19 protein-coding genes and 1 tRNA gene are annotated in these 25,095 nt (G+C 44.8%); 9 read left to right on the plus strand and 11 right to left on the minus strand.

Annotated elements, in window-relative coordinates; all coding sequences use genetic code 11:
• Positions 1-104: 104 nt before the first annotated feature.
• From AACR11_RS24870 to AACR11_RS24885, 4 genes are all read right to left on the minus strand, one after another.
• The gene (locus AACR11_RS24870; protein ID WP_408642795.1) at positions 105-1,673 is read right to left on the minus strand and encodes a BCCT family transporter; all 1,569 of its coding nucleotides are present in this window, start codon (positions 1,671-1,673) and stop codon (positions 105-107) included.
• 150 nt (positions 1,674-1,823) lie between these two features.
• Entirely contained in the window at positions 1,824-2,810 is a 987-nt protein-coding gene (locus AACR11_RS24875; RefSeq protein ID WP_029790696.1) for a membrane dipeptidase, read from the minus strand.
• A 67-nt stretch (positions 2,811-2,877) separates the two neighbouring features.
• A complete protein-coding gene (locus AACR11_RS24880; RefSeq protein ID WP_029790695.1) occupies positions 2,878-4,338 on the minus strand; it encodes an aldehyde dehydrogenase family protein in 1,461 nt (486 codons plus the stop codon).
• Positions 4,339-4,432: 94 nt separating this feature from the next.
• On the minus strand, positions 4,433-4,831 hold the full coding sequence (locus AACR11_RS24885; RefSeq protein WP_029790694.1) for a RidA family protein: 399 nt from the start codon (positions 4,829-4,831) through the stop codon (positions 4,433-4,435).
• 155 nt (positions 4,832-4,986) lie between these two features.
• Here AACR11_RS24885 and AACR11_RS24890 point away from each other — a divergent pair, with 155 nt between their 5' ends.
• Positions 4,987-5,877 (plus strand): LysR family transcriptional regulator, encoded by an 891-nt coding sequence (locus AACR11_RS24890; RefSeq protein WP_005450182.1) that lies wholly within the window; start codon positions 4,987-4,989, stop codon positions 5,875-5,877.
• A 97-nt stretch (positions 5,878-5,974) separates the two neighbouring features.
• Here AACR11_RS24890 and AACR11_RS24895 read toward each other — a convergent pair whose 3' ends face one another.
• Both AACR11_RS24895 and AACR11_RS24900 read right to left on the minus strand, forming a co-directional pair.
• Complete coding sequence (locus AACR11_RS24895) at positions 5,975-7,168, minus strand: acetate/propionate family kinase (protein ID WP_009696351.1); 1,194 nt, start codon at positions 7,166-7,168, stop codon at positions 5,975-5,977.
• Positions 7,169-7,530: 362 nt separating this feature from the next.
• Complete coding sequence (locus AACR11_RS24900) at positions 7,531-9,462, minus strand: DEAD/DEAH box helicase (RefSeq protein ID WP_009696353.1); 1,932 nt, start codon at positions 9,460-9,462, stop codon at positions 7,531-7,533.
• Positions 9,463-9,841: 379 nt separating this feature from the next.
• On the opposite strand from AACR11_RS24900, the gene rnb reads away from it, so the two are divergent.
• Positions 9,842-11,845: an exoribonuclease II gene (rnb, locus tag AACR11_RS24905; RefSeq protein ID WP_029790692.1), complete on the plus strand. Its 2,004-nt coding sequence runs from the start codon at positions 9,842-9,844 to the stop codon at positions 11,843-11,845.
• A 71-nt stretch (positions 11,846-11,916) separates the two neighbouring features.
• Positions 11,917-12,711 carry an AraC family transcriptional regulator gene (locus AACR11_RS24910; RefSeq protein ID WP_005452179.1) on the plus strand — a complete coding sequence of 265 codons (795 nt, stop codon included), beginning with the start codon at positions 11,917-11,919 and terminating at the stop codon, positions 12,709-12,711.
• Positions 12,712-12,749: 38 nt separating this feature from the next.
• On the opposite strand, the gene AACR11_RS24915 is transcribed toward AACR11_RS24910, so the two are convergent.
• On the minus strand, positions 12,750-13,106 hold the full coding sequence (locus AACR11_RS24915; RefSeq protein WP_005452180.1) for a DUF3024 domain-containing protein: 357 nt from the start codon (positions 13,104-13,106) through the stop codon (positions 12,750-12,752).
• A gap of 299 nt (positions 13,107-13,405) precedes the next feature.
• On the opposite strand from AACR11_RS24915, the gene AACR11_RS24920 reads away from it, so the two are divergent.
• Positions 13,406-14,233: a phosphate ABC transporter substrate-binding protein gene (locus AACR11_RS24920; RefSeq protein ID WP_029790691.1), complete on the plus strand. Its 828-nt coding sequence runs from the start codon at positions 13,406-13,408 to the stop codon at positions 14,231-14,233.
• 64 nt (positions 14,234-14,297) lie between these two features.
• On the opposite strand, the gene AACR11_RS24925 is transcribed toward AACR11_RS24920, so the two are convergent.
• Complete coding sequence (locus AACR11_RS24925) at positions 14,298-14,978, minus strand: MaoC family dehydratase (RefSeq protein ID WP_005452183.1); 681 nt, start codon at positions 14,976-14,978, stop codon at positions 14,298-14,300.
• Positions 14,979-15,307: 329 nt separating this feature from the next.
• Here AACR11_RS24925 and AACR11_RS24930 point away from each other — a divergent pair.
• A tRNA-Ser gene (locus AACR11_RS24930) sits at positions 15,308-15,398 on the plus strand.
• A 274-nt stretch (positions 15,399-15,672) separates the two neighbouring features.
• Here AACR11_RS24930 and AACR11_RS24935 read toward each other — a convergent pair.
• Entirely contained in the window at positions 15,673-16,011 is a 339-nt protein-coding gene (locus AACR11_RS24935) for an ATP-binding protein (RefSeq protein WP_223295775.1), read from the minus strand.
• Positions 16,008-16,298 (minus strand): histidine kinase dimerization/phospho-acceptor domain-containing protein, encoded by a 291-nt coding sequence (locus tag AACR11_RS24940; protein WP_223295776.1) that lies wholly within the window; start codon positions 16,296-16,298, stop codon positions 16,008-16,010. The genes AACR11_RS24935 and AACR11_RS24940 overlap by 4 nt, the downstream gene beginning before the upstream one ends.
• 393 nt (positions 16,299-16,691) lie before the next feature.
• On the opposite strand from AACR11_RS24940, the gene modF reads away from it, so the two are divergent.
• Positions 16,692-18,140 (plus strand): molybdate ABC transporter ATP-binding protein ModF, encoded by a 1,449-nt coding sequence (modF, locus tag AACR11_RS24945; RefSeq protein WP_079325185.1) that lies wholly within the window; start codon positions 16,692-16,694, stop codon positions 18,138-18,140.
• Between the two features lie 5 nt (positions 18,141-18,145).
• Here the strand turns inward: modF and AACR11_RS24950 are convergent, their stop codons facing one another.
• Complete coding sequence (locus AACR11_RS24950; RefSeq protein ID WP_009696021.1) at positions 18,146-19,615, minus strand: EAL domain-containing protein; 1,470 nt, start codon at positions 19,613-19,615, stop codon at positions 18,146-18,148.
• 449 nt (positions 19,616-20,064) lie between these two features.
• Here AACR11_RS24950 and AACR11_RS24955 point away from each other — a divergent pair, with 449 nt between their 5' ends.
• The 3 genes from AACR11_RS24955 (at position 20,065) to AACR11_RS24965 (ending at position 25,086) form a co-directional block, all read left to right on the plus strand.
• Positions 20,065-20,799, plus strand: coding sequence for an IclR family transcriptional regulator (locus tag AACR11_RS24955; RefSeq protein WP_005452217.1), 735 nt, complete (start codon positions 20,065-20,067; stop codon positions 20,797-20,799).
• 6 nt (positions 20,800-20,805) lie between these two features.
• A complete protein-coding gene (locus AACR11_RS24960; RefSeq protein WP_029790688.1) occupies positions 20,806-21,645 on the plus strand; it encodes an arginase in 840 nt (279 codons plus the stop codon).
• A gap of 324 nt (positions 21,646-21,969) precedes the next feature.
• Positions 21,970-25,086 carry a polymer-forming cytoskeletal protein gene (locus AACR11_RS24965; RefSeq protein WP_079325187.1) on the plus strand — a complete coding sequence of 1,039 codons (3,117 nt, stop codon included), beginning with the start codon at positions 21,970-21,972 and terminating at the stop codon, positions 25,084-25,086.
• The last annotated feature ends 9 nt before the right edge of the window (positions 25,087-25,095 follow it).

Raw genomic sequence — 25,095 nt, forward strand, 5'->3', positions numbered from 1 at the left:
CCACCTATTTTTTATTGTAAGAATAAGGGCTTGTGCGGGTGTGGGGAGGAATCACCCACACAAGCGCCACGTTATTGGGTTTGATCTTTTTGTTATAACCGTTGTTATAGCCCTTGCTCTTTCGCCATCTTCATAGCGATCTGCGGTGCATTCCAAAGTGACGGTAACAGAATTAATGACACTGGAACGGCTGTAATCACGATGAAGGATTGCAGGGCTGATATACCACCAGAGCCAAGTGAGATGAGAATCAACGCCGTGATACCCATAGCCACTCCCCAGAAAGTACGAATAATCGCATTTGGTTCTGTCTCACCACTGATCACAACACTGATGGTGTACGTCATTGAGTCACCAGTAGTAACGATGAAGATCGTGGTCAAAATCAAGAACAAGATTGAAACAAGTAGCGGCATTGGCAGTTGTTGAGTCACTGCGAGTAACGCGCCCGGTAAATTGAAGCCTTCAAATGCTGCACTCACACTGCCTGGGTTCGCAATTTCAAACGCTAAGCCAGAGCCACCAACAATGGTGAACCAAAAACACGTAGTAAGCGGAGCAACAATGCTGATCGTCGAGATAATTTGACGAATACTGCGACCACGAGAGATACGTGCAATGAAGATCGCCATCATCGGTCCGTAGCCCAAGAACCAGCCCCAGAAGAATACTGTCCACCAGCTCAACCAACCTTCATCACCACGGTAAGTTGCCATTGGGATAAAGTTATCCAGCATGGTACCCACGCCTTGAATATAACCATTGAAGATAAAATCTGTTGGACCAAATAGAAGGATATAAACCATCAACACTAACGCGAGAATCACGTTGTAACGACTCAGCATTTGCATCCCGCGGTTTAAGCCACTTAAAGCTGATACGGTGTACAACACAATCGCAAATAAGATGATGATCAACTGTGTGGTAAAGCCATCAGGGATATCAAACAATGCATTTAACGCGTAGCTAACCTGTAAACCTAGGAACCCAATCGGTCCAATGGTTCCAGCCGCTACGGCGATGATGCAACATGCGTCAATCAGCGCACCCGTTTGACCTTTTAGCGCTCGCTCACCCAGCACTGGATAAAGCAAGATACGAGGTTTTAACGGCAGTCCTTTATCGTAGTGTAAATGCATGACCACGATAGACGTTAAGCTGCCAACAATAGCCCACGCGAGAAAACCCCAGTGCATAAACGACTGTGACAACGCATTAATGGCACCTTGCTGAGGATTGTCTTGCGGACCATACAAAGGTGGAGGACTCACGTAGTGCGCGATAGGCTCTGCCGCCGCCCAAAAGACGCCACCACCTGCTAAAAGCGTACAGAAGATGATTGCCATCCAACGAAAACCATCCATTTCAGGCTTCATTGTTCCGCCTAAAATCACCTTGCCTGTTCGCCCTGCAGCCAAGCCAAGACCAATAAGAAAAGTGAGAAGAAGCAGTATCTGCCAGTACGGACCGAAGACTTTTACTGACCACGCAAATCCCGTATTAACTAACGTTGATAGCAACTCTCCATCGTAAAGCGCGATAGCTACGAACAAGGCAATAAAGCCACCGCTATACCAAAGTGCCGGGTTACTTAACCCTAACTTATCCGGTGAATTTTCCGTTGCTGAAGTGTCGTTGTGTTTTGCTTGTTGCTTCTTTGATGACACGCTCATCGTTGAAGCTTTCATGCTATTGGTTAGATCAGACATACTCTGACTCCAGAGGTTTATTGCAGCTGCCATAACGGCTACAAAAAGTGACTTTAACACTCGCCTTGTTATTATTTTTTGAGCGAGCTATTCCATGTTTATTTGGGTTACGACCTAGCTCGCCTCCAGCCCTTCTTTAAGGAAGTTAAACCAGTTCTCACCCAGGATTTTTCCTGCCTCGGATTCACTGAATCCATGACGCATTAAGCCGTTGTAAATGTTCTCCATCCCTTTACTGCCACTAAACCAAGGCAAAGCATCAGGCCACCCCGCATTACTAGCGGAGCCTTCACCATAGTCCATTGCTTTGGACCAACGACCGTTGCGCATCCACTCAAGCACTTGCTGTGGTTGGTTTAAACAAAGATCACTGCCTATGCCTAAATGATCCACACCGAACAGGTCAGCCGTTTTCGCGACCATTTGGCAGAAATCTTCTAATGTGCATTGGCTTCCGTTTGGAAGATGGAATGGGTAAAGACTAAAGCCAATCAAGCCGCCACGTTCGGTAAGCGCTTTAATGACATTGTTCGATTTGTTACGCAGAGCATCATGAGCAAATGTTGGGTTCGCGTGACTGATACAAATGGGACGTGAAGAAAGGTCAATTGCTTCCAACGTTGAACGCTCAGCACTGTGGGACATATCGATGATCATCCCGACACGGTTCATCTCTTCGATGGCTTGTTTACCAAAGCGCGTGACTCCAGAATCGTTCTGCTCATAACACCCTGTCGCCAGCAAGCTTTGGTTGTTGTATGTCAGCTGCATAATCAACAAACCTTGGCGACGCATGACTTCTATTAAGCCGATTTCATCGTCAATTGGGGAGCAATTCTGCGCACCAAAAAAGACGCCAACCTTACCCTCTGCCTTTGCTTTCTCGACGTCAGCCATCGAGTAAATAGGCATAATCAGGTCTGCATTTTGTTCGAATCTCAGGTTCCATTCGGCAAAGCGAGTTAATGTCTCGCGTGCATTCTCATGATAAACAATCGTTGCATGCACAGCCGTAATACCGCTCGCCTTCAGCGTTTGGAAGTATTCTCGATCCCAATTGCAGTACTGCAATCCATCAATCACAATCCGTTGTTGGTACATAACCACTCCTTAAACGTTAATGAGCCTTTAAGGTTGGGCAGCGGAATGCTCGGCTGCCCTATTTCACTTAGTAAGGACGTTGATAAGCGGTTTTCACCACGGTGTAGAATTCTTTTGCGTATTGACCTTGCTCGCGTGGACCAAAGCTCGACTCTTTACGACCACCAAACGGCACGTGATAATCCGTTCCTGCGGTTGGTAGGTTGACCATGACACAGCCAGTTTGAGCTTGTTGTTTGAAGATGGCGCTATTACGGAGGCTTTGCGTGATGATGCCGCCCGTCAAGCCAAAGCGAGTATCGTTTGCTACAGCAATGGCTTCATCCAAGTCAGAAACTCGAATCACACTTGCCATTGGCGCAAACACTTCTTCTTGGTTCACTTCCCAACTGTTTTGCGTATTGAGGAAAAGGGTTGGCGACATGTAGAAACCGTCATGCTCTAAGCTCAAGCGCTCGCCACCAAATGCTAACTCAGCACCACTTTGACGAGCTTTCTCAATCCATTCGAAGTTGGCATTCAGTTGGTTTCCATCAACAACAGGTCCCATAAAAACCCCATCTTCTAAAGCGTGACCGACTTTAAGCTCGCTCATTCGTTTGATCAGTGCTTCCACGTAAGCATCGTGAATGCCATCCATGACGACTAAACGAGAAGACGCGGTACACTTCTGACCTGCGCCAGAGAAAGAGCCTGCAATGGTCGCTTCAACGGCGATTTGAATGTCTGCATCATCAGCAACCACAAGTGCGTTCTTACTGCCCATCTCTAACTGGCAACGAACAAAATTCGGTGCCGTTGCTGCCGCTACTTTGCGTCCGGTATCAACAGAGCCAGTAAAGCTCACACCATTTACGTCTTTCGAGTTGATAAGCGTGTTACCCACTTGCGAGCCACTGCCCAACACAAGGTTGAACGTGCCTGCTGGTAATCCTTGACGATGAATAATCTCAGTCAGTGCAACCGCACTAGCAGGCGTTAGGTTAGCGGGCTTCCACACAACGCTGTTGCCGAAAGCAAGCGCTGGTGCGATTTTCCATGCAGCCGTTGCGGTTGGGAAATTCCAAGGAGAGATAATGGCGATAACGCCGACGGCTTCACGAGTGACCTCTACGGAAACGCCTGGACGGACAGAAGCTGCGTTATCGCCAATTTGACGCAACACTTCCGCCGCGAAATATTGGAAGAATTGACCAGCACGGTAGATTTCACCGCGACCTTCAGCAAAAGGCTTGCCTTCTTCACGTGAAAGCAGCGTACCAAGCTCATCACAACGAGCAATCAGCTCATCACCAATCGCCTGCAAAACCGCTTGTTTGCGCTCAATCGGCGTTTTTTCCCACTCTGGCTGCGCAACTTTCGCGGCTTGAATGGCTTGTTCTACTTGACCTTCACTCGCTTGAGCAAAATCGCCTAAACTCTCACTGATGTCTGAAGGGTTAATGTTCGCAACCGTATTAATACCAGATTGCCATTCGCCTGCAATGTAGAGAGATTTCTCTGCTTGAACATTATTGATAAAAGTCATTGCTCTGTCCTTATTCTTCCTGACGTCTGGTGATCGCCACCAGCTCACTGATCTCACTGACAAAGCCCGGTGATGAGGCTTTGATTATTATTCTTTACTCTGGTTGACTCGCTGATGCGTACACCACAAACTCCACCAGCATCTCTTCACGCGCTAGTCCTGCCACAACCATAGCGGCACGATTAGGGTAAGGTGCGTCAAAATACTCAGCGTAGACTTGGTTAACCGTTTTTAAGTACTCACGATCCGTCACATAAATCAGCACTTGCAGAACAGAATCTAAAGACTCCCCTGCACACTCCAGCGTGTGAACGAGATTATTAAAGGTTTGACGAGTTTGCGCTTCGATACCGCCTTCCACGACAGCTCCGGTATCATCAATCGGGATTTGCGCGGTGTATAACGTGCCATTGTTAATAATTGCCCATTCAAGCGGCGCTTTAGAGGCAAACAATGCAGTTTTGACTGGGTATTTTTTCGTAGAAGTATTCACGTGCCTCTCAACCTTTGTAACAACCTTGTTTCAAGATAGTTAAATACTGCACATTGACAGGCGATAAATCGAACGGTAAATTTTTTACATTTGATAAGAGAAATCTATCACCTTATTAAAACTAAGGTAAATAAAGGGATTGCAGAGGTTTCGCCGTGAGTATCAAGCTTCAACAATTAAAGCATTTTGTGATGGTGGTCGAGGAAGGTGGCTTTCGAGCCGCTTCACATAGAGCAAATCGCTCTCAAGCAGCACTGTCGACATCCATAAAAGAACTAGAAAAGATACTTGGTCAGAGCCTATTTGAATCTGGAAATAAATCCAAACTCACACCTTTCGGCGAGATCTGCCTGCCTAAGATCATTCAGTTTCTCAACATCTATAACGCACTGGATAATGACTTGAAAGCCGCCGCCGCAGGGCAGCAAGGGCGGGTACGCATCGCCAGCGTTCCTTCTGTTGCTGCCAAGCTGATTCCCAGTGTGCTCGGCGCATTCTGTGAACGATACCCGAATGTAGAAGTCAGCCTAATTGATGATAACGCCGCTGGCGTCGAAGCGCGTTTGTTATCAGGCGAAGTGGATTTAGCGTTGGGTAACCCATCACACTTGGACGAAGGCGGTATCGAGTTTACCCCGTTAATCTCTGACCCCATTGGTGTGGTGTGTTTGAAGGATAACCCTATCGCTCAGCATCCGGAAGGTATTGAGTGGCAAACGCTGTTAGAGCAACCTTTTATTCGCAACGGAACTTGCACCCTACTCGATCCCACTCCTGCGCGCGCGTTAAGTGAACAAGCTTTGTATTCTGTTGAAAACATCACGTCTTTGTTCTCAGTCCTTGAGCTCGGTATTGGTGTCACCACCTTGCCAAAGTTAGCGTTCCCAACCAATGAAACTCGATTAGTTTGGATTCCGCTTATTGATCCACCTTTGAAAAGGCAGGTGGGAATCTTTACCTTAACGGACCGAACAATATCGCCTCAAGCTAAAGCTTTCCATGAGCTGTGCATTCAATACTTAAACTACCAAGGGAATGAGGAGTAACAGTATCGATAAAATCGTTACTCGCCTCTCTCCAAGACGAAAAAAGCCCTTTCCAACCGGAAAGGGCTTTGACTTAGTTCCCAAAATTTTTGCCGTTTTACAGCAGTTCCACCGATTGTTGAGCGATAACCCACTCTTCATTGGTAGGAATAACTAGCGCTTTCGCACCAAGTAACTCAGATGTAGCAACAACACCTGCGTTACCAAATCGTGCATCTTCATTACCTTTCACATCTTCAACAAAACCTAGAAGTTTTAGGTTGTTTAGGATTTCGCGACGAATTGGCATAGAGTTTTCGCCAATACCGCCAGTGAAGATGATGCCGTCGAATGAATCAAGAGCAGCAAGGTAAGACGCGATGTATTTAGACACACGGTATGTGAATACTTGGAATGCTAGAGCAGCGCCTTCGTGACCTTCTTCCATCGCTTCCAAAATACCGCGTGCATCGCTTGTTAGACCAGAAACACCTAAGAAGCCAGAAGCTTTGTTCAATGAGTTGAACACTTTCTCTTGAGACCAACCTTTCTTCAGTAGGTACTCAATGATGCCTGGGTCAAGGTCACCACAACGTGTACCCATCATTAGACCAGACAGTGGCGTGAAACCCATAGACGTATCTACAGATTCGCCGTTGTTGATTGCACAAACAGAAGCACCGTTACCAAGGTGAACAGAGATGAAGCTCGATTCTTCAACCGGCTTGTTAATCATCTTCGCAGCTTCGCGACTTACAAAGTAGTGGCTAGTGCCGTGGAAACCGTAACGACGGATGCCGAAGTCCGAGTAAAGCTCTTTCGCAATTGCACCAGTGTAAGCTTTTGCAGGCATTGTTTGGTGGAAAGCAGTATCAAACACAGCAAACTGAGGTAGCTCAGGGAATGCCGCCATTGAAGCACGCATACCAATCGCATGAGCAAGGTTATGTAGAGGAGCCAAATCACTTAGCGCTTCTACGTCTGCAATAACAGACTCATCTAAACGGACTGTTTTGGTAAACTTCTCACCGCCGTGAACCACTCGGTGACCAACAGCAACAACATCTTCAATTAATTTGTACTCTTTTACTAACTCAACTAGTTTTGCTACTGCAAGTTGATGGTGATTCTCATCGCCTTGAATAGCGTACTCAAATTTCTCACCGTTGAATTTCCAGCTCATACGAGCGTCTGATAGACCAAAGCATTCGCCCAGACCACTTAGCACAGCATCGCCAGATTGAGAGTCGATTACTGCAAATTTTAGTGATGAGCTACCAGAGTTGATCACCAGTACAAACGAATTAGACATGAAATAGTTTCCTGTTGTGGAGCAGAGGTTGTAATTGCGCTTCCGCGCTGCGTACTTCTTGTTTGTGCCTTCTATTATTCAATAATTTTTTAATCTTTCAACTATCTTTTAGAGTTAGTTGTTCGTTTGCGTAAATTTTATTGATCTACCGCAAGTTTAAAATTTATTTGAACCATGAAATATATCGACTCATTCAACTAAAGTGGAACCAGACACTTAAAAACGTCAATAAATGAAGAATAAAGCAAAAATATTACGAATTTTTTTGAATGAATTGGGAATGGATGAGCAGGGACAAAAAAGCCGAGCTAACTGCTCGGCTTTCAAATTCAACTATTTTTTAATGCAATAGTGTGCAGGTATTATGCTTCTTGTGAGCGACGACCACGACCGTGACCACGTTCACCACGGTGTGCACCACGGTGGTCACCACCACGGTTACGATCGAAACGACGTTCGCCACCTTCACGGTTACCATCGCGGTTGCCGTCACGGTTACCACGGAAGCCACCTTCGCGACGACCACCTTCACGACGACCACCTTCGCGGTTACCATCACGGTTGCCACGGTAACCGCCGCCATCACGACGACCGCCATCGCGACGACCACCGTCACGGCGACCACCACGAGACTCACGGAAGTCATCGAAGTCACATACTACAGCACCAACATCTTGTTGACGGATACGTAGCTTGCTTAGCTTGTTCGCAGCATCTGAAGTCATTGCTTTAGGTAGCTGAACGAATGTGTGACCTTGTGCTAGCTTGATTGCACCGATAGAGCCTTTACCTAGACCTAGTTCGTTTGCAAGAGCACCAACGATGTCTTTAACTTGAACGCCTTGCTCGCGACCAACTTGAAGCTGGTAAGTATCCCAGTCTTGGTTGTTGAAGTTGCGACCACCGTCACGACCACCTTCACGGCGCTCTTTACGACGTTGCTTGTCACGCTCAATCGCTTCAATCATTGGGTCTTCGCCAATGTAAAATAGCGGGCGTTTACCTTGCTGACGCTTAAGAAGCATTGCAGCAAGCATTGTTGGGTCGATTTCTAGAGAAGTTTGTAGCTTCTCAACAAGCTCTGCGAACTTGTCTAGAGCTTTGTGCTCTTTCTCTGCTTCCAGTTCAGCCGCTAGCTTGTTTAGACGAGCTTCTGCAACTTGGTCACGTAGAGGAAGTTGGATTTCTTCCATAGATGACTTAGTTACGCGCTCGATAGTGCGAAGCATACGGATTTGGTTAGTGCGAACTAGAAGGATCGCTTTACCTTTACGTCCAGCACGACCAGTACGACCGATGCGGTGGATGTAAGACTCAACATCGAATGGGATGTCGTAGTTAAATACGTGAGTAATACGTGGAACATCAAGACCACGTGCAACAACGTCAGTTGCAACTAGGATATCGATAACACCTTGTTTGATGTGATCAACAGTACGTTCACGTAGAGACTGAGGAATATCACCGTGTAGTGCAGCAGCTTTAAAGCCACGTGCAGATAGCCAATCAGCTAGACGCTCAGTGTCTTGACGAGTACGTACGAATACGATTGACGCGTCAGTTTCTTCAGTTTCAAGAAGACGAGACATAGCTTCATCTTTCTCTACACCCTTCACTACCCAGAACTGTTGTTGAACTTTGTCTACAGTGTGGTTTTTACCAGCAACGTCGATAGTTACAGGATCACGTAGGAAACGCTCAACAATGTTTTTAAGCATTGGAGGCATAGTTGCAGAGAAAAGAACGCGCTGTGCAGATTCTGGAGCGTGCTCCATGATTGCAGTTACGTCGTCCACGAAACCCATGTTTAGCATTTCGTCCGCTTCATCAAGTACGAAAGTGCTAACTTCGTCTAGATGCAGACGTTCACGGTTGATAAGGTCTTGTACACGACCAGGAGTACCAACTACTACGTGTGCACCGTTTTTAAGTGCACGCATTTGATCTACGATAGATGCACCACCGTAGATTTCTAAAACTTTAAGACCCTTGATGTTTTTACCAAGGTTCTTCATCTCAGCCGCAACCTGAATCGCTAGCTCACGTGTTGGAGCAAGTACGATTGCTTGTGGTTTACGTTGGTCAAGATCAAGCTTGTTTAGAAGAGGCAGAGAGAATGCCGCCGTTTTACCTGTACCCGTCTGTGCTTTACCCAGCGCGTCAGCACCTTCCAACAGGTGTGGGATTGCCGCAGCCTGAATTGGAGTTGGTGACACGAAACCCATTCCGTCTAGAGCAGAAAGGATAGAATCATTCAGAGATAAATCGCTGAATTGAATAACAGAATCTTGCATTGGGATCCTACTTAATTAAACAAAAAAACAGTCCCATATGCTCTTCCAATTCGATACTGATCCATCCAATTACTAAATCCGTTCAGACAGGAGCTAGTACAGTACACAACCGCGATAAGCCATTAGGGACGACTAAGGGAGGCGGATTATTCCTTAAATGCATAAAAAAAGCTAGAAAAAATTGAATTACATCACAATTTATTCTCACTAATGGTATTATTCGCATAAATTTCCACCTCTCCCCCCATTCTCCGGAGAGAAAAGCACCAACAAGCTGTTCAATTCATCAATAATTCACAGCGAATTTCTGTGCTTTAGGTAGTAATAATAGTGCGCAATGATTATAGTGTGCCCAATTCCAACGGTAAGTTAAGAAAAGATGTTTCAAGATAACCCGCTATTAGCTCAGCTTAAGCAGCAAATCCAAGAAAACCTGCCTAAAAAAGAAGGCTCAATCAAAGCAACCGATAAAGGCTTTGGCTTCCTGGAAGTGGACAGCAAAACCAGCTTCTTCATCCCACCTGCGTACATGAAAAAGTGCATGCACGGCGACAAAGTCGTTGCCATCATCCGCACTGAAAACGAACGTGAAGTCGCAGAACCACAAGAACTGCTAGAACAAGCCGTAACTCGCTTTATTGGTCGAGTAAAAATGTTCAAAGGCAAGCTAAACGTAGCTCCTGATCACCCGCAGCTTAAAAAGCTTTCTCTTAAAGCAAAACTAAAGAAAGGTCTAAAACCTGACGAATTTGCTGAAGGTGACTGGGTTGTCGCGCATCTTATTCGTCACCCACTTAAAGGTGATAACACTTTCTTCGTAGAAATTTCGGAGAAGATTACCGATTCAAACGACAAGATCGCGCCTTGGTGGGTAACGCTTGCTCAGAATGATCTACCAAACTCTGAGCCAGCAGGCATCGAGAACTGGGAACTGAAAGACGACGCCGCTCTAGAACGCGTAGACATGACGCATGTTCCTTTCGTAACTATCGATGGTGAATCAACCAAAGATATGGACGATGCACTTTACGCGAAGAAAACAGAATCTGGTGATTTCGAACTGACTATCGCAATCGCAGACCCAACAGCGTACATCACACCTGAAGATGATATGGATAAAGTGGCGCGTGAACGTGGCTACACTATCTACTTACCAGGTCGTAACATCCCAATGCTACCTCGTGATCTAGCGGACAACCTATGTTCTCTAATTGAAGGGGAAGTCCGCCCCGCTATCTGCTGCACAGTGACAGTAAATAAAGAAGGCGTGATTGGTGATGACATCAACTTCTTTGCAGCGAACATTAAATCACACGCTCGCCTAGCTTACGATCACGTATCAGACTGGTTAGAAAACGGCAGTTCAGACGTATGGCAACCGTCGGAAGAGATCGCGACTATCGTACGCGACCTATTCGACTTCTCTCGCGCTCGTGCTGAATGGCGTGAAAAGAATGCCGTGGTATTCCCAGATCGCCCTGACTACCGCTTCGAGCTAAGCGAAGACAACGACGTTGTTGCAATCCATGCTGACATGCGTCGCAGCGCAAACCGCCTAGTTGAAGAATCTATGATCACGGCAAACATCTGTGCGGGTCGTACGCTACGTGAAAAGTTCGAAACGGGTGTATTCAATACGCATGCTGGCTTCAAAGCAGAGAAGATTGAAGAAGTAGTTGAACTTGTAAACCCAGAAGGCGCACTAGAGTTCACTGCTGAATCTATCGCGACACTAGAAGGCTTCGCAGCGCTTCGCCGTTGGTTGGGTGAGCAAGAGACTTCTTACCTAGATAACCGTATCCGTAAGTTCCAAACGTACAGCGAAGTGGGCAATCAACCTCTTCCTCACTACGCAATGGGTCTTGATATCTACGCAACTTGGACTTCACCAATTCGTAAATACGGTGACATGATCAACCACCGCATGCTGAAAGCTGTGATTTTGAACAAAGAACCGGTTCAAAAGCCAGACGATGAAGTGGGCGAAGAGCTAGCTCTACACCGTAAACACCACAAAATTGCCGAGCGAAACGTGTCTGATTGGCTATACGCACGCACTCTTGCAGACGAGCCGAACAAGCAAACGTGTTTCACAGGTGAGATTTTCGATATTAATCGTGCCGGAGCACGTGTTCGACTTCTCGAAAATGGTGCAGCAGCCTTTATTCCTGGTAGCTTGATTCTTGATAATAAAGAAAGAATTGAGTGTAACGGCGACAACGGTACCATTTCTATCGATAAAGAAGTGGTATACAAGTTAGGTGATACATTGGAAATCGTTCTAGCAGACGTGAACCAAGAGAACCGCAGCATCGTTGCAAAGCCAACCCAGGTATTCGCTGATAAACCAGCACCACAAACAGAAGAAACTGTGAGTGAGTAATACCGATTGAAGTTTAAAGGCGCTCAATGGAGCGCCTTTTTTATATGTCATGCAAAAAGATAAGAACGAATATGCCGAACATTGAGATCATTCGCTTTAATCACTTCACTGCCCGCAAAAGTGAACGCTACACCGCCACTCACAATGGCTTATATGTTGTTGAAGAAGGCTCACTCATCATTAACCAACCAAGTGGTGAGCAAATTGAATTAAATGCAGGAGACTTCACTCTATATAATTCTGCAGACCTACGCAGCGCTGAAGCTAAGCCCGGAGTGTTTAAAGCACTCGCGCTTGTGTTTGATATTGGCTTGTTTAGCGAGTTTAAATCTACGCATCCAGGCGTACAGTCAGAGACAGAAGAGCGTCGCTTCTACCCTTTCTCTTCAGAAAGCCAATCATCAATTGTAAAGCTTAAAGACACGTTAATTCAGTTAGCAGACAATAAAGCGCCACAATACGCCCAAGGTCATATTGCGCTTTCCTTGTTATCACTGATGGTTGAAGTACAGCCGGACATCTTATCGATCATTGATGACGCAAGCAGTCTCACTGCCTCTCAGAAGGCAATTAAGTACATTGAAAAGAACATCGAGAAAGACATCACGTTGGAAGCGCTAGCAACACACATGAGCATGTCTATCGCGACATTGAAACGCAGACTAGCAGCAGAAAACCTTTCGTTCTCGCACATTTTGAAGGTGAAACGCATCAACCACGCAGCAACACAACTGCGAGTGTCACAAAAGTCGATTACTCAAATTGCATTTGAATCCGGCTTTAAGAGCGCCGCACACTTTAGTACTGCGTTTAAATCGATTTATAGCATTACACCAAAAGAATTTCGTAGCCAAATCGCAAAGTAACGCTTGGTACGTTACGCATTAGCAGATAGAGAAATCTGTTAATCCCAGAAACACGCTTGAGGATCGCTTTCTAATTCGGCGAGAAGCACCTCAAGCGTTTCACTACTTGGTAGCTTTTCATAAGGCACCCACATCAACTCCTCTCCACGATATGTAGGCACATAGAAACACCAAAGTTGAGTGTTGGCATCAAATAGAATTTTAGCGATAGGAGACGTGTATTCACTGTGTTGTGAATCAAGTAAGAAGTGTGCGTGATAAAGCTCTACACCGTTCTCTATGGGCTCGTATAAACACTTCCCTATCGCTTCGACTGGCAAATTGACATTACGCCTAGCGCAGAGCGTTTGAACCAACTTGTGCAAGCGACTGGTCGCCATTTGAGACACGGACATGAGCGTACTCCTGATATGTTGTTCTTAGTATATACCCAAGTGCCTGAGAGAGGCAGAAATCACCATCGGGGCATGCGCCCGCTCAAACCTAGAATAACACCCCATCTGATGCCGAAAAGCTAACTGTGTCACCTCTTTCGTTTCAAATCAGTAAAATCCACTCATCCTACATTACTGATAGTTATCAACTTAAAGTGAGTGCAATCGATCTTTCGCTATGGATATCAACGACCATTCACAAAAGTGTAACCTGAACGAAATATGATGAGCGCTGCTTTATACCGTATTTGGAGTTAAATATGTTACGTCTTTCTGTGGCGACCTTACTAGCCATGGCTTTGTCTCTTCCTTCTGCTATGGCAAAAGAAGTCAACATTTCAGGTTCTACCTCTGTGGCACGCGTAATGGATGTACTGGCTGAAGAATATAATAAAACGCACCCTGACGATTACATTGCAGTACAGGGCATTGGATCAAGCGCTGGTATCACTATGGTGAACAAGGGCGTGGTTGAAATTGGAATGAGCTCACGTTATCTAACAGAAAGCGAGAAAGGCGAAGATCTCAACGTATTCCCTATCGCTTATGATGGTCTTGCTGTTGTCGTTAACCGCACCAACTCTGTAACTAACCTTTCGGAACAACAACTGTTTAATATCTACAAAGGTAAAATCGACAACTGGAAACAGGTGGGTGGATCAGACCAACCTATCGCCGTTGTAACGCGTGAAGCCTCTTCTGGCTCTCGTTACAGCTTTGAAAGCTTGCTAGGTCTCACTAAGGTCATCAACGACCGTTTGGTATCAGACATCAATCCGAACAACTTGGTGGTAAACAGCAACAGTATGGTAAAAACCATTGTGAACCATAACCCACACGCTATTGGTTTTATCTCGGTAGGCTCGGTTGATCGCTCTGTAAAAGCCATTCAGTTTGAAGGTACAGACCCAACCGCAACTAACATCGCTAACCACAGCTACAAACTCGCTCGTCCATTCTTAGTTTTGTACAAAGTGGATGGTTTAGATAAAGCGGGTAAAGACTTCGTGAAGTTCCTGAAATCGGAGCAAGGTCAAAAAGCGATTGCAGATTACGGCTACACCCCAGTAAAAAGCTTTAATCAATAAAACGCAGACACAAAAAAAGAGAGCCAATTTCGGCTCTCTTTTTCGTTTGAATCTTTGAATTCGATTAGAAGTGCAATTGAATCACTGAAACAACTACAGCACCAGGTCGACGTACGCCTTCAATTTCTACTTTGATTTCACGCTCAATCTCAAGACCTTTCTTAATTGGCGTAATTTTAGTTAGCGTACTTGATGCACGTACGTTGTTGCCCGCTTTTACTGGGTAAGGGAAACGTACTTGGTTCAAACCTAGGTTCACCACTAGTTTTGCTGTTGGGAACATTGGTTTTTCTGGATCCACAGAATCTGTCAACTTAGGCAACAGCGCTAGCGTTAGGAAGCCATGTGCAATCGTTGTTTTGAATGGAGATTCAGAAGCCGCACGCTCTGGATCTGTATGAATCCATTGCATATCTTCGGTTACAGAACCAAATTGATTAATGCGCTCTTGAGATACGTGAACCCAATCACCTACATGGATCACTTCACCCACCTTCTCGCTTAGCTCATTAAATAGAACTTGCGCTTCAGGCTTTAGCACGATTGGCTCAGGTTGAGGAATCACCTCTTCGTTCACCGCTGGTTGCTGGTGATCGCGAACTTTAGAAAATAGGAAGCTGCTTTGTGCTCGACCTAAGAAGTCACTCCAGTAATCGCGTAGCGTTGGAGACATCCAATTCATAAACTCTGATTGGTGAGCAGAAATCGCACCAACTTTGTCTTTAAATAGATTCGTGACTTTCATAAAAACCCTTAGATAAATTCAGCACAACTGGCTATACCAGTTAATTTTGAATTAGTTCACAATATGTTGCAAACACTTTCGGGCGAACACATGTTTACTCAAAGTCATTTTATTCTTACTTTTCATTAAGATAGCAATAAAACACTATTTTATTAAGTAACCACAACATAAAGTAAATACTCTACAAAATACTGTAACAAGCGCCCTTTTGAGCATTCCATCAGACTTCATCCGTCTATAGGTGTGACCACAAAACAAGCAAACAGTTCTTTTTCATTAAAACAATGCTTTACAACGTTTATGCCTCCCCCTATTATACGTCCCGCAACGGAGAGATGGCTGAGTGGTTGAAAGCACCGGTCTTGAAAACCGGCATACGTTAATAGCGTATCTAGGGTTCAAATCCCTATCTCTCCGCCATATTAAGAAAGCTCGTTGAGAAATCAACGAGCTTTCGTCGTTTTAGCATTTGGAAAATTACGGGATTTCTATATCCCTAGTCGTGTGCGCCCCCAGCACTCCGCCACATTCCAGTAAAAAGCCCGCTAAGAGATTAGCGGGCTTTTTCGTATTTCATTGATTTAAAGGGATTAAACTAAATCCCTCCTTAAATGCAAGCCCAGACTAGGCGTCCCCGAACTCCGGCATATTCGCCGCGTGACAGCTAGGGAAGAGATTTGAGACTCCCTGCGATTCAGCGATTCATGATCAATATGACTTGCCCGCCTGCGGCGGTGTTAGAGAGTAGAACTCGCCCATTCAGGTAATTCGCTAGCTCGTAAATAAGTAACATACCAATACCAAAGCCATCTTTGGGTGAAACGTCGTTAACCTTGCCACTATTGAAAGCCTCAATCGTGGCTGGTTCAAAACCATCGCCATCATCACTGATCTTTACAACGTCAACGTTTGGATAAGCCATAAATACAACTTCAATTTCAGAATGACTGTAACGACTCGCGTTCGAGAGAATGTTGAGTAGCAATACTTTAAGTACCCTCTTGTCGGTAAATACAAGTTGCTGTGTGTTCACACGTTTGATTTGTCGCTCCCCCCCTGAGCCTCTAACGCAAGATCTAAAATAGCTTGAAAACTGATGAACTCTCGTTGTAAAGGGACTTCTTTGTTCAAGATTTTAAGGAGATGTAAGCTCGATTCACACAGAGTATTTAGGCTGTTTACCTGAGCCCCTAAACGATTCACCAAGAAGGTATTGTCCACACCTCCCTCTTCCATCATGTCGCTCGTATGTTGAATAGCAGAAAGTGGAGTTCGTATATCATGAGGCAGAGCAGCAAAGATCATTTTTTGCCTTGTCATCAACGAGTCGATAGCTTGTGCCATCTGATGTTGATTATTGATAAGTGTTTTGATCGCCTCCGGACCAACGACATCGGTTCTTGCCTTAAAATCACCTTTGGCATAACGACTCGATAGATACTGGAGAGACTGAATGCCATTCGTCCACGTTGGCTCCCAAGTTCCGAATGAGGGTCACCATAGTGATAACATTTTTAACATTCAATCCGGGGTGTGTAAGTGCGGGTAAGGAATTGTCAGCCTCAATACTCAACAAGACTAATAATACGCATCTACTTTTGAGGTCACATTTCCCCCAATAAACGGGCTTTTCTCGTAGCAAAACATTGGCATTAGAAAGAGTAAGCTTGGTATAACAAACAAAACGACAATAAATCATGGAAGAAAGACACAATGCCGATTCAATTTCATCAGCTTACTGCAAAGGAAAACACTTCTACTCTCTCTATCGACGATTGGCAGATTGACGCCGGACAATCTTGGGGAATTTTTAGCTCTAAAGGCGATATTGGCTCAATGCTTGGCGACCTACTGTGCGGAGAAATAAAGCCAGAAACAGGCGAATTGAAGCTCGAAGGTTACCATATCGCACAGGTATCTCTTTCTGAACAGCAAAGGTTGTTGGAGTTAGAGATCGAAAAAGACGATACAGACTTTCTTGATCGTATTGACCAAGGTAGTTCAGTTTATCGATTGATTTTTGAGATCAGCCAAGATGACAACTTAACTCGAGCACTCATTGAAGACCTCGACCTATCTCATTTAACCGAAAGCGGATTTCGAGTGCTTTCAACGGGTGAAACACGACGCGTAATGCTTGCTAGAGCGCTTGCAGCAAAGCCTGACTTGGTGTTGTTAGATAACCCATTCACTGGTTTAGACATCGCGCACCGTGCTTCACTAGCGGCTTATCTTCAAACATTGTCTCAATCAGTACAAATGCTGATTACCTTCTCCCGTGAATCTGACATGCCTGACTGGATAGAACGCATTGCGCTGTTCAGCGGTGGCAAACTTGACAGCACCATGGACAAACAAAGTTGGGATCAGCACCCTATCATCACGCAAATAAAATCCCAGTCCGAGAAGCAAAGCGAAGAGATGATGACGTTGATTCGCCAACACCAGCATTCAACGCACTTCGATAACCCAATCTTCGAGCTAAAAAACGGTAAGGTGGAATACACCGAAAAGACCATTTTTACTGACTTAAACTGGCGTATAGATAAAGGTCAGCATTGGCAAGTAAAGGGACCAAATGGCTGCGGTAAAAGCACGTTGTTAGGGCTGATATTTGGCGACCATCCGCAATGCTATAGCAACGATATCCATATCTTTGGTAAGAAGCGTGGCACCGGAGAAACTATTTGGGAAATCAAACAACACATTGGCATGGTTTCTTCGGCGTTACATCTTCAGTACCGAGTCAACTGCAGTGCCTTGGAGGTGATTCTGTCCGGCTTCTATGACTCAATTGGTCTTTATTCACAACCAAGTAAAAAAGAAATCAGCATAGCCAAAGAATGGCTAACGATTCTCCACATGACGCAGTATGAGAAAACGTCGTTTAAACAATTGGAATACGGACAACAACGCTTACTTTTGATTGCTAGGGCGATTGTAAAACAGCCTACCCTGCTGATTTTGGACGAACCCTACCAAGGTCTGGACTACTTAGGACGAGTGCTAGTAAAGAACACCTTAGAGCTGATCGCCAAAGAGCACCTAAGCCAGCTTCTCTACGTTTCCCATTATCAAGAAGATGGCTTAGACAGCATTCAGAATTATCTTGAGTTTAAGTTTGATCAAACGGCTCAATGTTACAAAGGGCACATCGAATAAGACGCCTACTTCGCATTGCCGACCACTTCTGCGTAAGGGAGTGGTTTGGCATACAAGTACCCTTGATGAAGGGTTACGCCCAGCGATCTTAAGTGGGCAGCTTGTTCCTCTGTTTCTACCCCTTCAGCAATAAGATCTACGTTCAGATCACCCGCAAGCCTTACGATAGCGTTGAGCACTGTCGAGTTCACGCTATCGATGCCAATAGTATCAATAAAACACTTATCTATTTTTAAATAGTCTACCTTCATATGCTGAAGGACTGCTAAGGCTGTCTGGCCAGTACCAAAATCATCTATCAGGACTGGTATACCATGCACTCGCAGCGCAGCAATGTGTTTTCTCGCACTGTCATCAATCAACTGCCTTTCAGTGATTTCTATACTCAATTCGACATTGTTTGTTTTGAGCTTGCGATGAATGTTCTCGATCTTTCTTATTACCTGAGAACCAACGAGGTATCCAGGAGGCACATTCACCCCCAAATGAATTGGCGTTTCAAACTTAACTTTAGAGAAATCGTTCGACACTTTTTCGAGAACGTAATCGGTCAGCGATTCGACTAACCCATTGCTTTCTGCCGCAGGAATGAACTCATCGGGTGATATAAAGCCTCTTAATTTGTGAGGCCAACGAATCAACGCTTCATAACCAAATGCATGCCCTGTTGTCGCGTCATATTGTGGTTGGTAATAAAGCAAAAGATCTTGGCGTTTTAATGCCTTTCTTAGTTCGGAAACCAGACTACGTTGTGGGTCAACAAAACGATGAATAACGACAATGAGTAAGTAGAACACCAACAAAATAGGTACCGCAGAGATTGCGTAGGAAAGCAGTTTTTGATCGACATAGATATCACTCGCCTCTATCAGTGCGTCGTAGTTAAACTCGTTTGAATGGGCTAATGACACCGCATTCTGTCCGTGCTTTGAAGCGTTTTTAGGTGCCGACGCTCCGCCAACAAACATCGCAGACCGCTTCAGACGTACATCGTTACGATAACCAACAGTGACGCCAAAATAATCGCGATCAACGACAGTAATCGCTTTATATTCCGGACGCTTTTCACTTTTGGTGATCAGAAAAAGAACCTGTTCTTCGTAACCTTTAAGATGACCGAAAGACAATTGCCCGTTGCTATAAATATGCGTGTAATCGGTCAAAGGTCGAGACATCGCGCCTTGTTTTGACGAGCACACTATTTGATCCCCCTTCACAATGAGCATTTCATCAATGTCACGTTCGAACATCAGGTTCTGTTGCAGGGCTTCACAACGCTCAGGGTTAATCAGTGCCGTCCTATTTTCGGTCTTGATCTGAGAGAGGATCTCGTCCGCCACTTGAACATTTTTATCCAATATATGATCGAGGTTTCTCTGAATGCTTTGGTTTGCTAAATAAAACACCTCCGCAACAATCAATGGCAGCGGGAGCATGTAGATAACGGCTTTTTTCAAAAGCTCTTTATTTATCATCAAAAAGATGCCTTTTTTCAATCAGAATTAGTAATATCAAACGATTACTCTTCATTTATCAGCAAGTTAGAAACAACGTTTCATTCACCCCACTGAAAGCACTTCCACTGATTGAGTATGGTTAACAAGACTCAAAGTGGCAAATATAACAATAACTTATTGATATGTGGCTCATTTGCGAGACAGAGGTTATCAGGTTTCTTTACTCAGGTACGATGCGTGAAGAGGAATTCACATAAAATTTGCGTTTGGTTGGTCACTCAAAATCTGGTTGGCTTTCGCTATCTCTAAAGAACAGTAACCATCAAACGAGGGCTGCCAATTTACCTCTAAAATATTAATATGCCATTTTCTCACTGTATGAGAATATCCACTTCTAATTATTTTCCTTTTCTCAGCAACTAAGAATTATAGTTGTTGCATACTCATTATCACGTTACAACACACTCATGACGACAAACAAAGCCAACGCTAACCAAGTCAACGAAAAGGCGCTGCAATTGCTAATGCAAGTCGCAGTTAGTCCATTCCCAGTCTCTGCGAAAACACTCAGTGAACAACTGAATGTGCCTTTAAGCAGTCTTTATAGACACTTAAAGCTCCTCAAAGAGTGGAACTTGATAGAGGAAAGCGTGCACGACAAAACATTTGTGGTTGGTCCTGCCGCCCTGCTGTTAATGCACAGCTATGAGACCGCTCAACACGGTTTGGACATGGTAGAAACCATCCTTGCTCGTTTGGTTCAGCAAACCGGCGAAATGGCAGCTTATATGGTGCCATCTGGTTATCGTGCGCTTTGTGTCAGACAAAAAGAGAGTATGCAGGCGCTTCGATGCAGCTACGTCCAGGGTCAAAGTCAACCATTGCTTCGTGGCGCCTCATCTAAGGTGATGCTGGCTTTCATGCCTCAAAGTCGTTGTGAAAAGATCTTACGCCACTTTGGTCAAGATCATCGTCTCAACGAGTGGGAACAGGAACTCAGCACCATTCGTAAGAACGGATACGCTGTCAGTACATCAGAAATCGATCCTGGTGTCTCTGGCATCAGTGCACCAGTCATGAAAGGAAGTAAATTGATTGGCGCCGTCTCGGTCATGGCTCCGGCTCACCGAGTCGAAAAGGATAAGCAGCGTATCATTTTGCATGTGTTGCAGGCAGCGAGGGCGTTGCCGCCAGAAAGGTAATTCATCATGTTGAGCTTTTTCAAACGTTACAAATTTCATCGAGCTGACAAGCCAATTCATCACTACCCTTTTTCATTTATGACGGTATGTGAACATTTAGCCCCGATGAGCCGCGGAACGTTTGAATTAGCTGATCAAAGCTTAGAAAATGCCAGCGATTGGCTATATCAGCAACATGATCAAAGCTCAGCAGCCAACCTTGGGCACTTTTCCCATCATCAAATCGAGACTGGTGATTTTCAAGAAGCACTGAGCTTATCTCTTTCTCGTCATTCCGTTCCCGTTGTGTTGTCCAATTGCACAGAAGCAGTGCTATCTATGCTGCCCGTTGTCGTTTGTGATGATGACGAAGTGGGCATTATTCACATTGGTCATAAAATGAATTTAAACCCAACACTTGAGCCTCGTGTTGGGTCTGCGTTCCATTTTGCGTTATCCCGTTACCAAAACGTGCGATTGTTCTTTGCAGGCTCTAGTGAGCAAGATACCAAACAAGAAGTATGGGAATATGCAGAAGACCAAGGCTGTGACTGGGTAACCGACCGAGAGTTCTGCTTTCGTCACCGCAACCATCTAAAACAACAAATGGGTAACTACTTAGATCACTGCAATCAAGTGATTGTCTCGATTGATTTGGCATCACTACTGACCAAAAACAGCCTTGATGGAACACCAGCTCTCGATATTCAAATGGTGTTACGCACCATTCGTTTGTGCTTGGTATCTGGTAAAGTAAAAGCCATTCAGTTAGTCGGCGATCGAGATAGACTTGTATACTCAAAACAAACCAAAGCGATCCTTGAAGAGCTGTACCAAATGGCACCTTTAATTGATCACGCAGCCTAATATCTTTGCCTACTGAAACTGAGAGCCAATGACCATTCGTTGGCTCTGCTTCACTTCGTACAAAAATCACCCTTTCTTATTATTTTTTAACAATTTATTACGTCAAAAGTGCGACACAGTTCAGCTCCACATCTTGAACTAAGATCACATTCAAGTTTTAATACTCATCATATGAACTTGGAACAACATACGAAATAAAAAATAACCACAGTTCAATAAGTAAGCGTTAAATAAAAAATAGTACAAGTCGTTGAATCATTCTCTGTGAGTCCATTGCTCACTCTCGCTTGGTGCCATTAAGTTCCACTAAATTTAGGACACTTGATGATGCGCTTTATTAGCATTTTAAGTACAGCATTACTCTTACCCACGATGGCTGAGGCAAAAGTTTATGATCTTGCCGATATTCCAACGTTGAACGAAATTTGTGCGGGTGATGGATTCACAGTGCAAGGAAACCTCTACACCTGCTCTAGTTCCATTAGCATCCCTGAAGGTGCTCACATCACCAACTCAAAACCCACCCCTCAAACTGCAACGATCGTTGCTTACGGCAATGTTGAGCTCAAAGGGAAAAACAATATTGGCTCTGAAGCAACGCCTATTAATATCAAGACCGAAGGTGGGGACTTTGAGATCATCGTCGAAAATACCGGAGAACCAAGCAAGATAGTCGGTAATTTAACCTCGCATGGTCTGCTTTCTATCAAAGATACGATTGTTTTTGGTCATGTCGAAAGTGCCGGTGGCAGTATTTTAATCAAAGGACAATCCAACTTTGTGTTTGGCGACATTTATGCTCTTCGAAAAGTAGAACTTGAACAAACTCAGGTAGATGGTGACGTCTATGCCGGTTCTTCGAGCTCGAACATGTTAGACACATCTCTATTGGCGAAAGACAGCGTGGTCAATGGCAACCTGAAGAGCGCCGGCAATATTAAGCTAGTTCAAGCAAAAGTCTGCGGAGATTTAAACTCAGAAGGTCAACACATCTTTTCAGAAGGCGGTCGGAGCCAAATTGTTGGCAATACGAGTGCATTTGCAACAGTCGACTTTAAGAATATCGATATCTTTGGTACCAACAACCTAACCAATAGTGTTAAAGGTAACAAAGTCACCATCGATGCCATAAGTAACGTTTACGCACCTAAATTAGCAATAAACTCGTTTCAAAAAGCCACGCTGCAAGATACCTCAATATGTGGCTTTGTTTACTCTGCAGTTGCGATTGATACGGTTCCTGCTAACTACTGCGGCTTTGACGACGCAGATTGTACATACAGCAACCAAGTATCTAAGTTGTGTCCTATACCAGAAGAGATACCAATCTGCGATATCACACCACCAACTGATGACGATTATGACCTTATCGTCTCACCGACAGATGATATGGCATTAATGTGCGGTGACGATTTACCGATTTTTACCGTAAAGACAACAAACAAAGGGGAAGCTGCGAGTGCAAAAGTTGTCGCTGCGTTATCTGATCCAAAATTGTTTTCGCTGCAAATGGTCGAAGGCAAAACCGAAGTTGACGAAAACACCTTTGTTTCAAACGATGAAGGAACACTGATCATTAAGGTCATCCCGAAAGACGTAGACTCAATCACACTGGATGCAAGCTATAGCCTAACCTTCTCTCTTCTCGACGACACAAACAAAACTCAAGACGTAAAGTTCATGTTTACGCCTTTCATGTTTGAAGCTTACTCGGTCATGTCTGGTGAGTCTCTGGATGATATCAAAGTCATTGCAGGTAAGGAGAAAGATGTACACATGAGATTGCTCGCGTGTACCTCTGGAGATCAACCCGTTATCGCTTCCAATTACAATGGGTCACCCATAGTTAATCCAACAATCACACAACCTAAAAGTGGCAAGTTCGGTGATTTTAAGCTTTTAAACGACTTTAAGAATGGTGAATCAGAAGAGTCGAAGTTGAAAACCTATGAATCAGGGCAATTTAGAGTCGAATTATCGGATAGTTTTCAATGCGCTGATTATAAAGACTGTCCAAGTAGTGGCTCAGTCCTAGTCACAGGGCATTTCAACGTTAGTTCTCGTCCTTGGACTTTGGCTATCTGTGACGGCTCTACCCCACTTGCCTCAGGCACATCAGAAAGTGGAGAGGGTTTCATCGCGGCGGGAGACTACTTTTCTCTTTCAGTAAAACCCATCGTTTGGCAAAACAAGGCGCTGCATACGGATGAAGTAAATACCTCGAATTACTGTAACGCCAGAGTAACGAGTAACTTTATGATGGAGGATGCTCCTGCGGCCAGCATCGTCCTTACCAGTTCACAGCAAACACCAAAGGCAACTGCCGAGCAGACTCATACCTTACTGCGCAGTTCAAATACCCTAAAACTGAGCCATACCGAGAATGAAAACTCACGCTATTACTTCTCTCAGCTAGTTTGGGACGAAGTCGGCAGCTTAAAAATTAAAGCGCAGCTCGATACTACCTATCTGGGAATGACAGTGAACACAGGCTACCGAAATATCGGTCGCTTCTATGCCAAATACTTCGAGGCAAAAGATGCAGAATGGCAATACCCTGAGAAGCAAGACTTCATCTATATGAACCAGCCATTTGAGCAAGTTACCTATGATGTTGTGGCCCTTAACGCCAAGGAGAAAAACATCGAAAACTACGTGCATTTTAATCCCGCTTTGCGCGAGAGTTTTTACCTTGGGGAACTCAGTGACTATACGAACCGATTTATTCCACCAGCAGCAAACAGCGCGGTATGGAACCTAGAGGCGGGAGCAAGCGTTGGAACTTTCACTATTGTTAAACCAGCAAACCATGCGACTTGCGAGAACAGTCCTTGCTGGAAGAAAGATGAAACCGATGGACGCTATCCAGACGGACCATTCAACCAAGTAAAAGACAATACAACAACCAAGACAAAAATAGGTTTGGCTTTCATCAAGCCAGTCGACGAAATTCACTTCATTGACGGCACTCATATTCTGAAAGAGCAGCCAGATATTCGCTTTGGTAGACTTAACTTTAAAGATGTCGGGGGCAACCAAGGCATGACCATAAAAGTCCCACTGGATGTCGAAGTTTGGCACAACGGACGCTTTGTTACCCACTTTGACGACAGCGCGACCACGGCAAATGGACAGCATCATTCACGCACGCCAATTTGGTCCAACTCTGCTCCTGACAACACTAAGTTATCTGGTGAAGGCACCATGCTGGCTGGCAGAACCTACGATATCGTAGCCAGCCAAGTCGATTCCGCGCGAGAGCAAGTTCGATTCCACTTAGACTTAAGCGACAAGGGAAACAACTTACCTTGGCTTAAATACAATTGGGATAAGAAGAGCAAAGCCGAAGACAACCCACCCACTGTGGTCACCTTCGGGATTCATAGAGGGAATGACCGCATTATCTACCGCGGAGAACCGAACTTCATTGGTATGAATTAAACCGTTTGT

The organism is Vibrio sp. L85, from assembly GCF_963871815.1.
In the GTDB taxonomy this organism is placed as follows: domain Bacteria; phylum Pseudomonadota; class Gammaproteobacteria; order Enterobacterales; family Vibrionaceae; genus Vibrio; species Vibrio harveyi.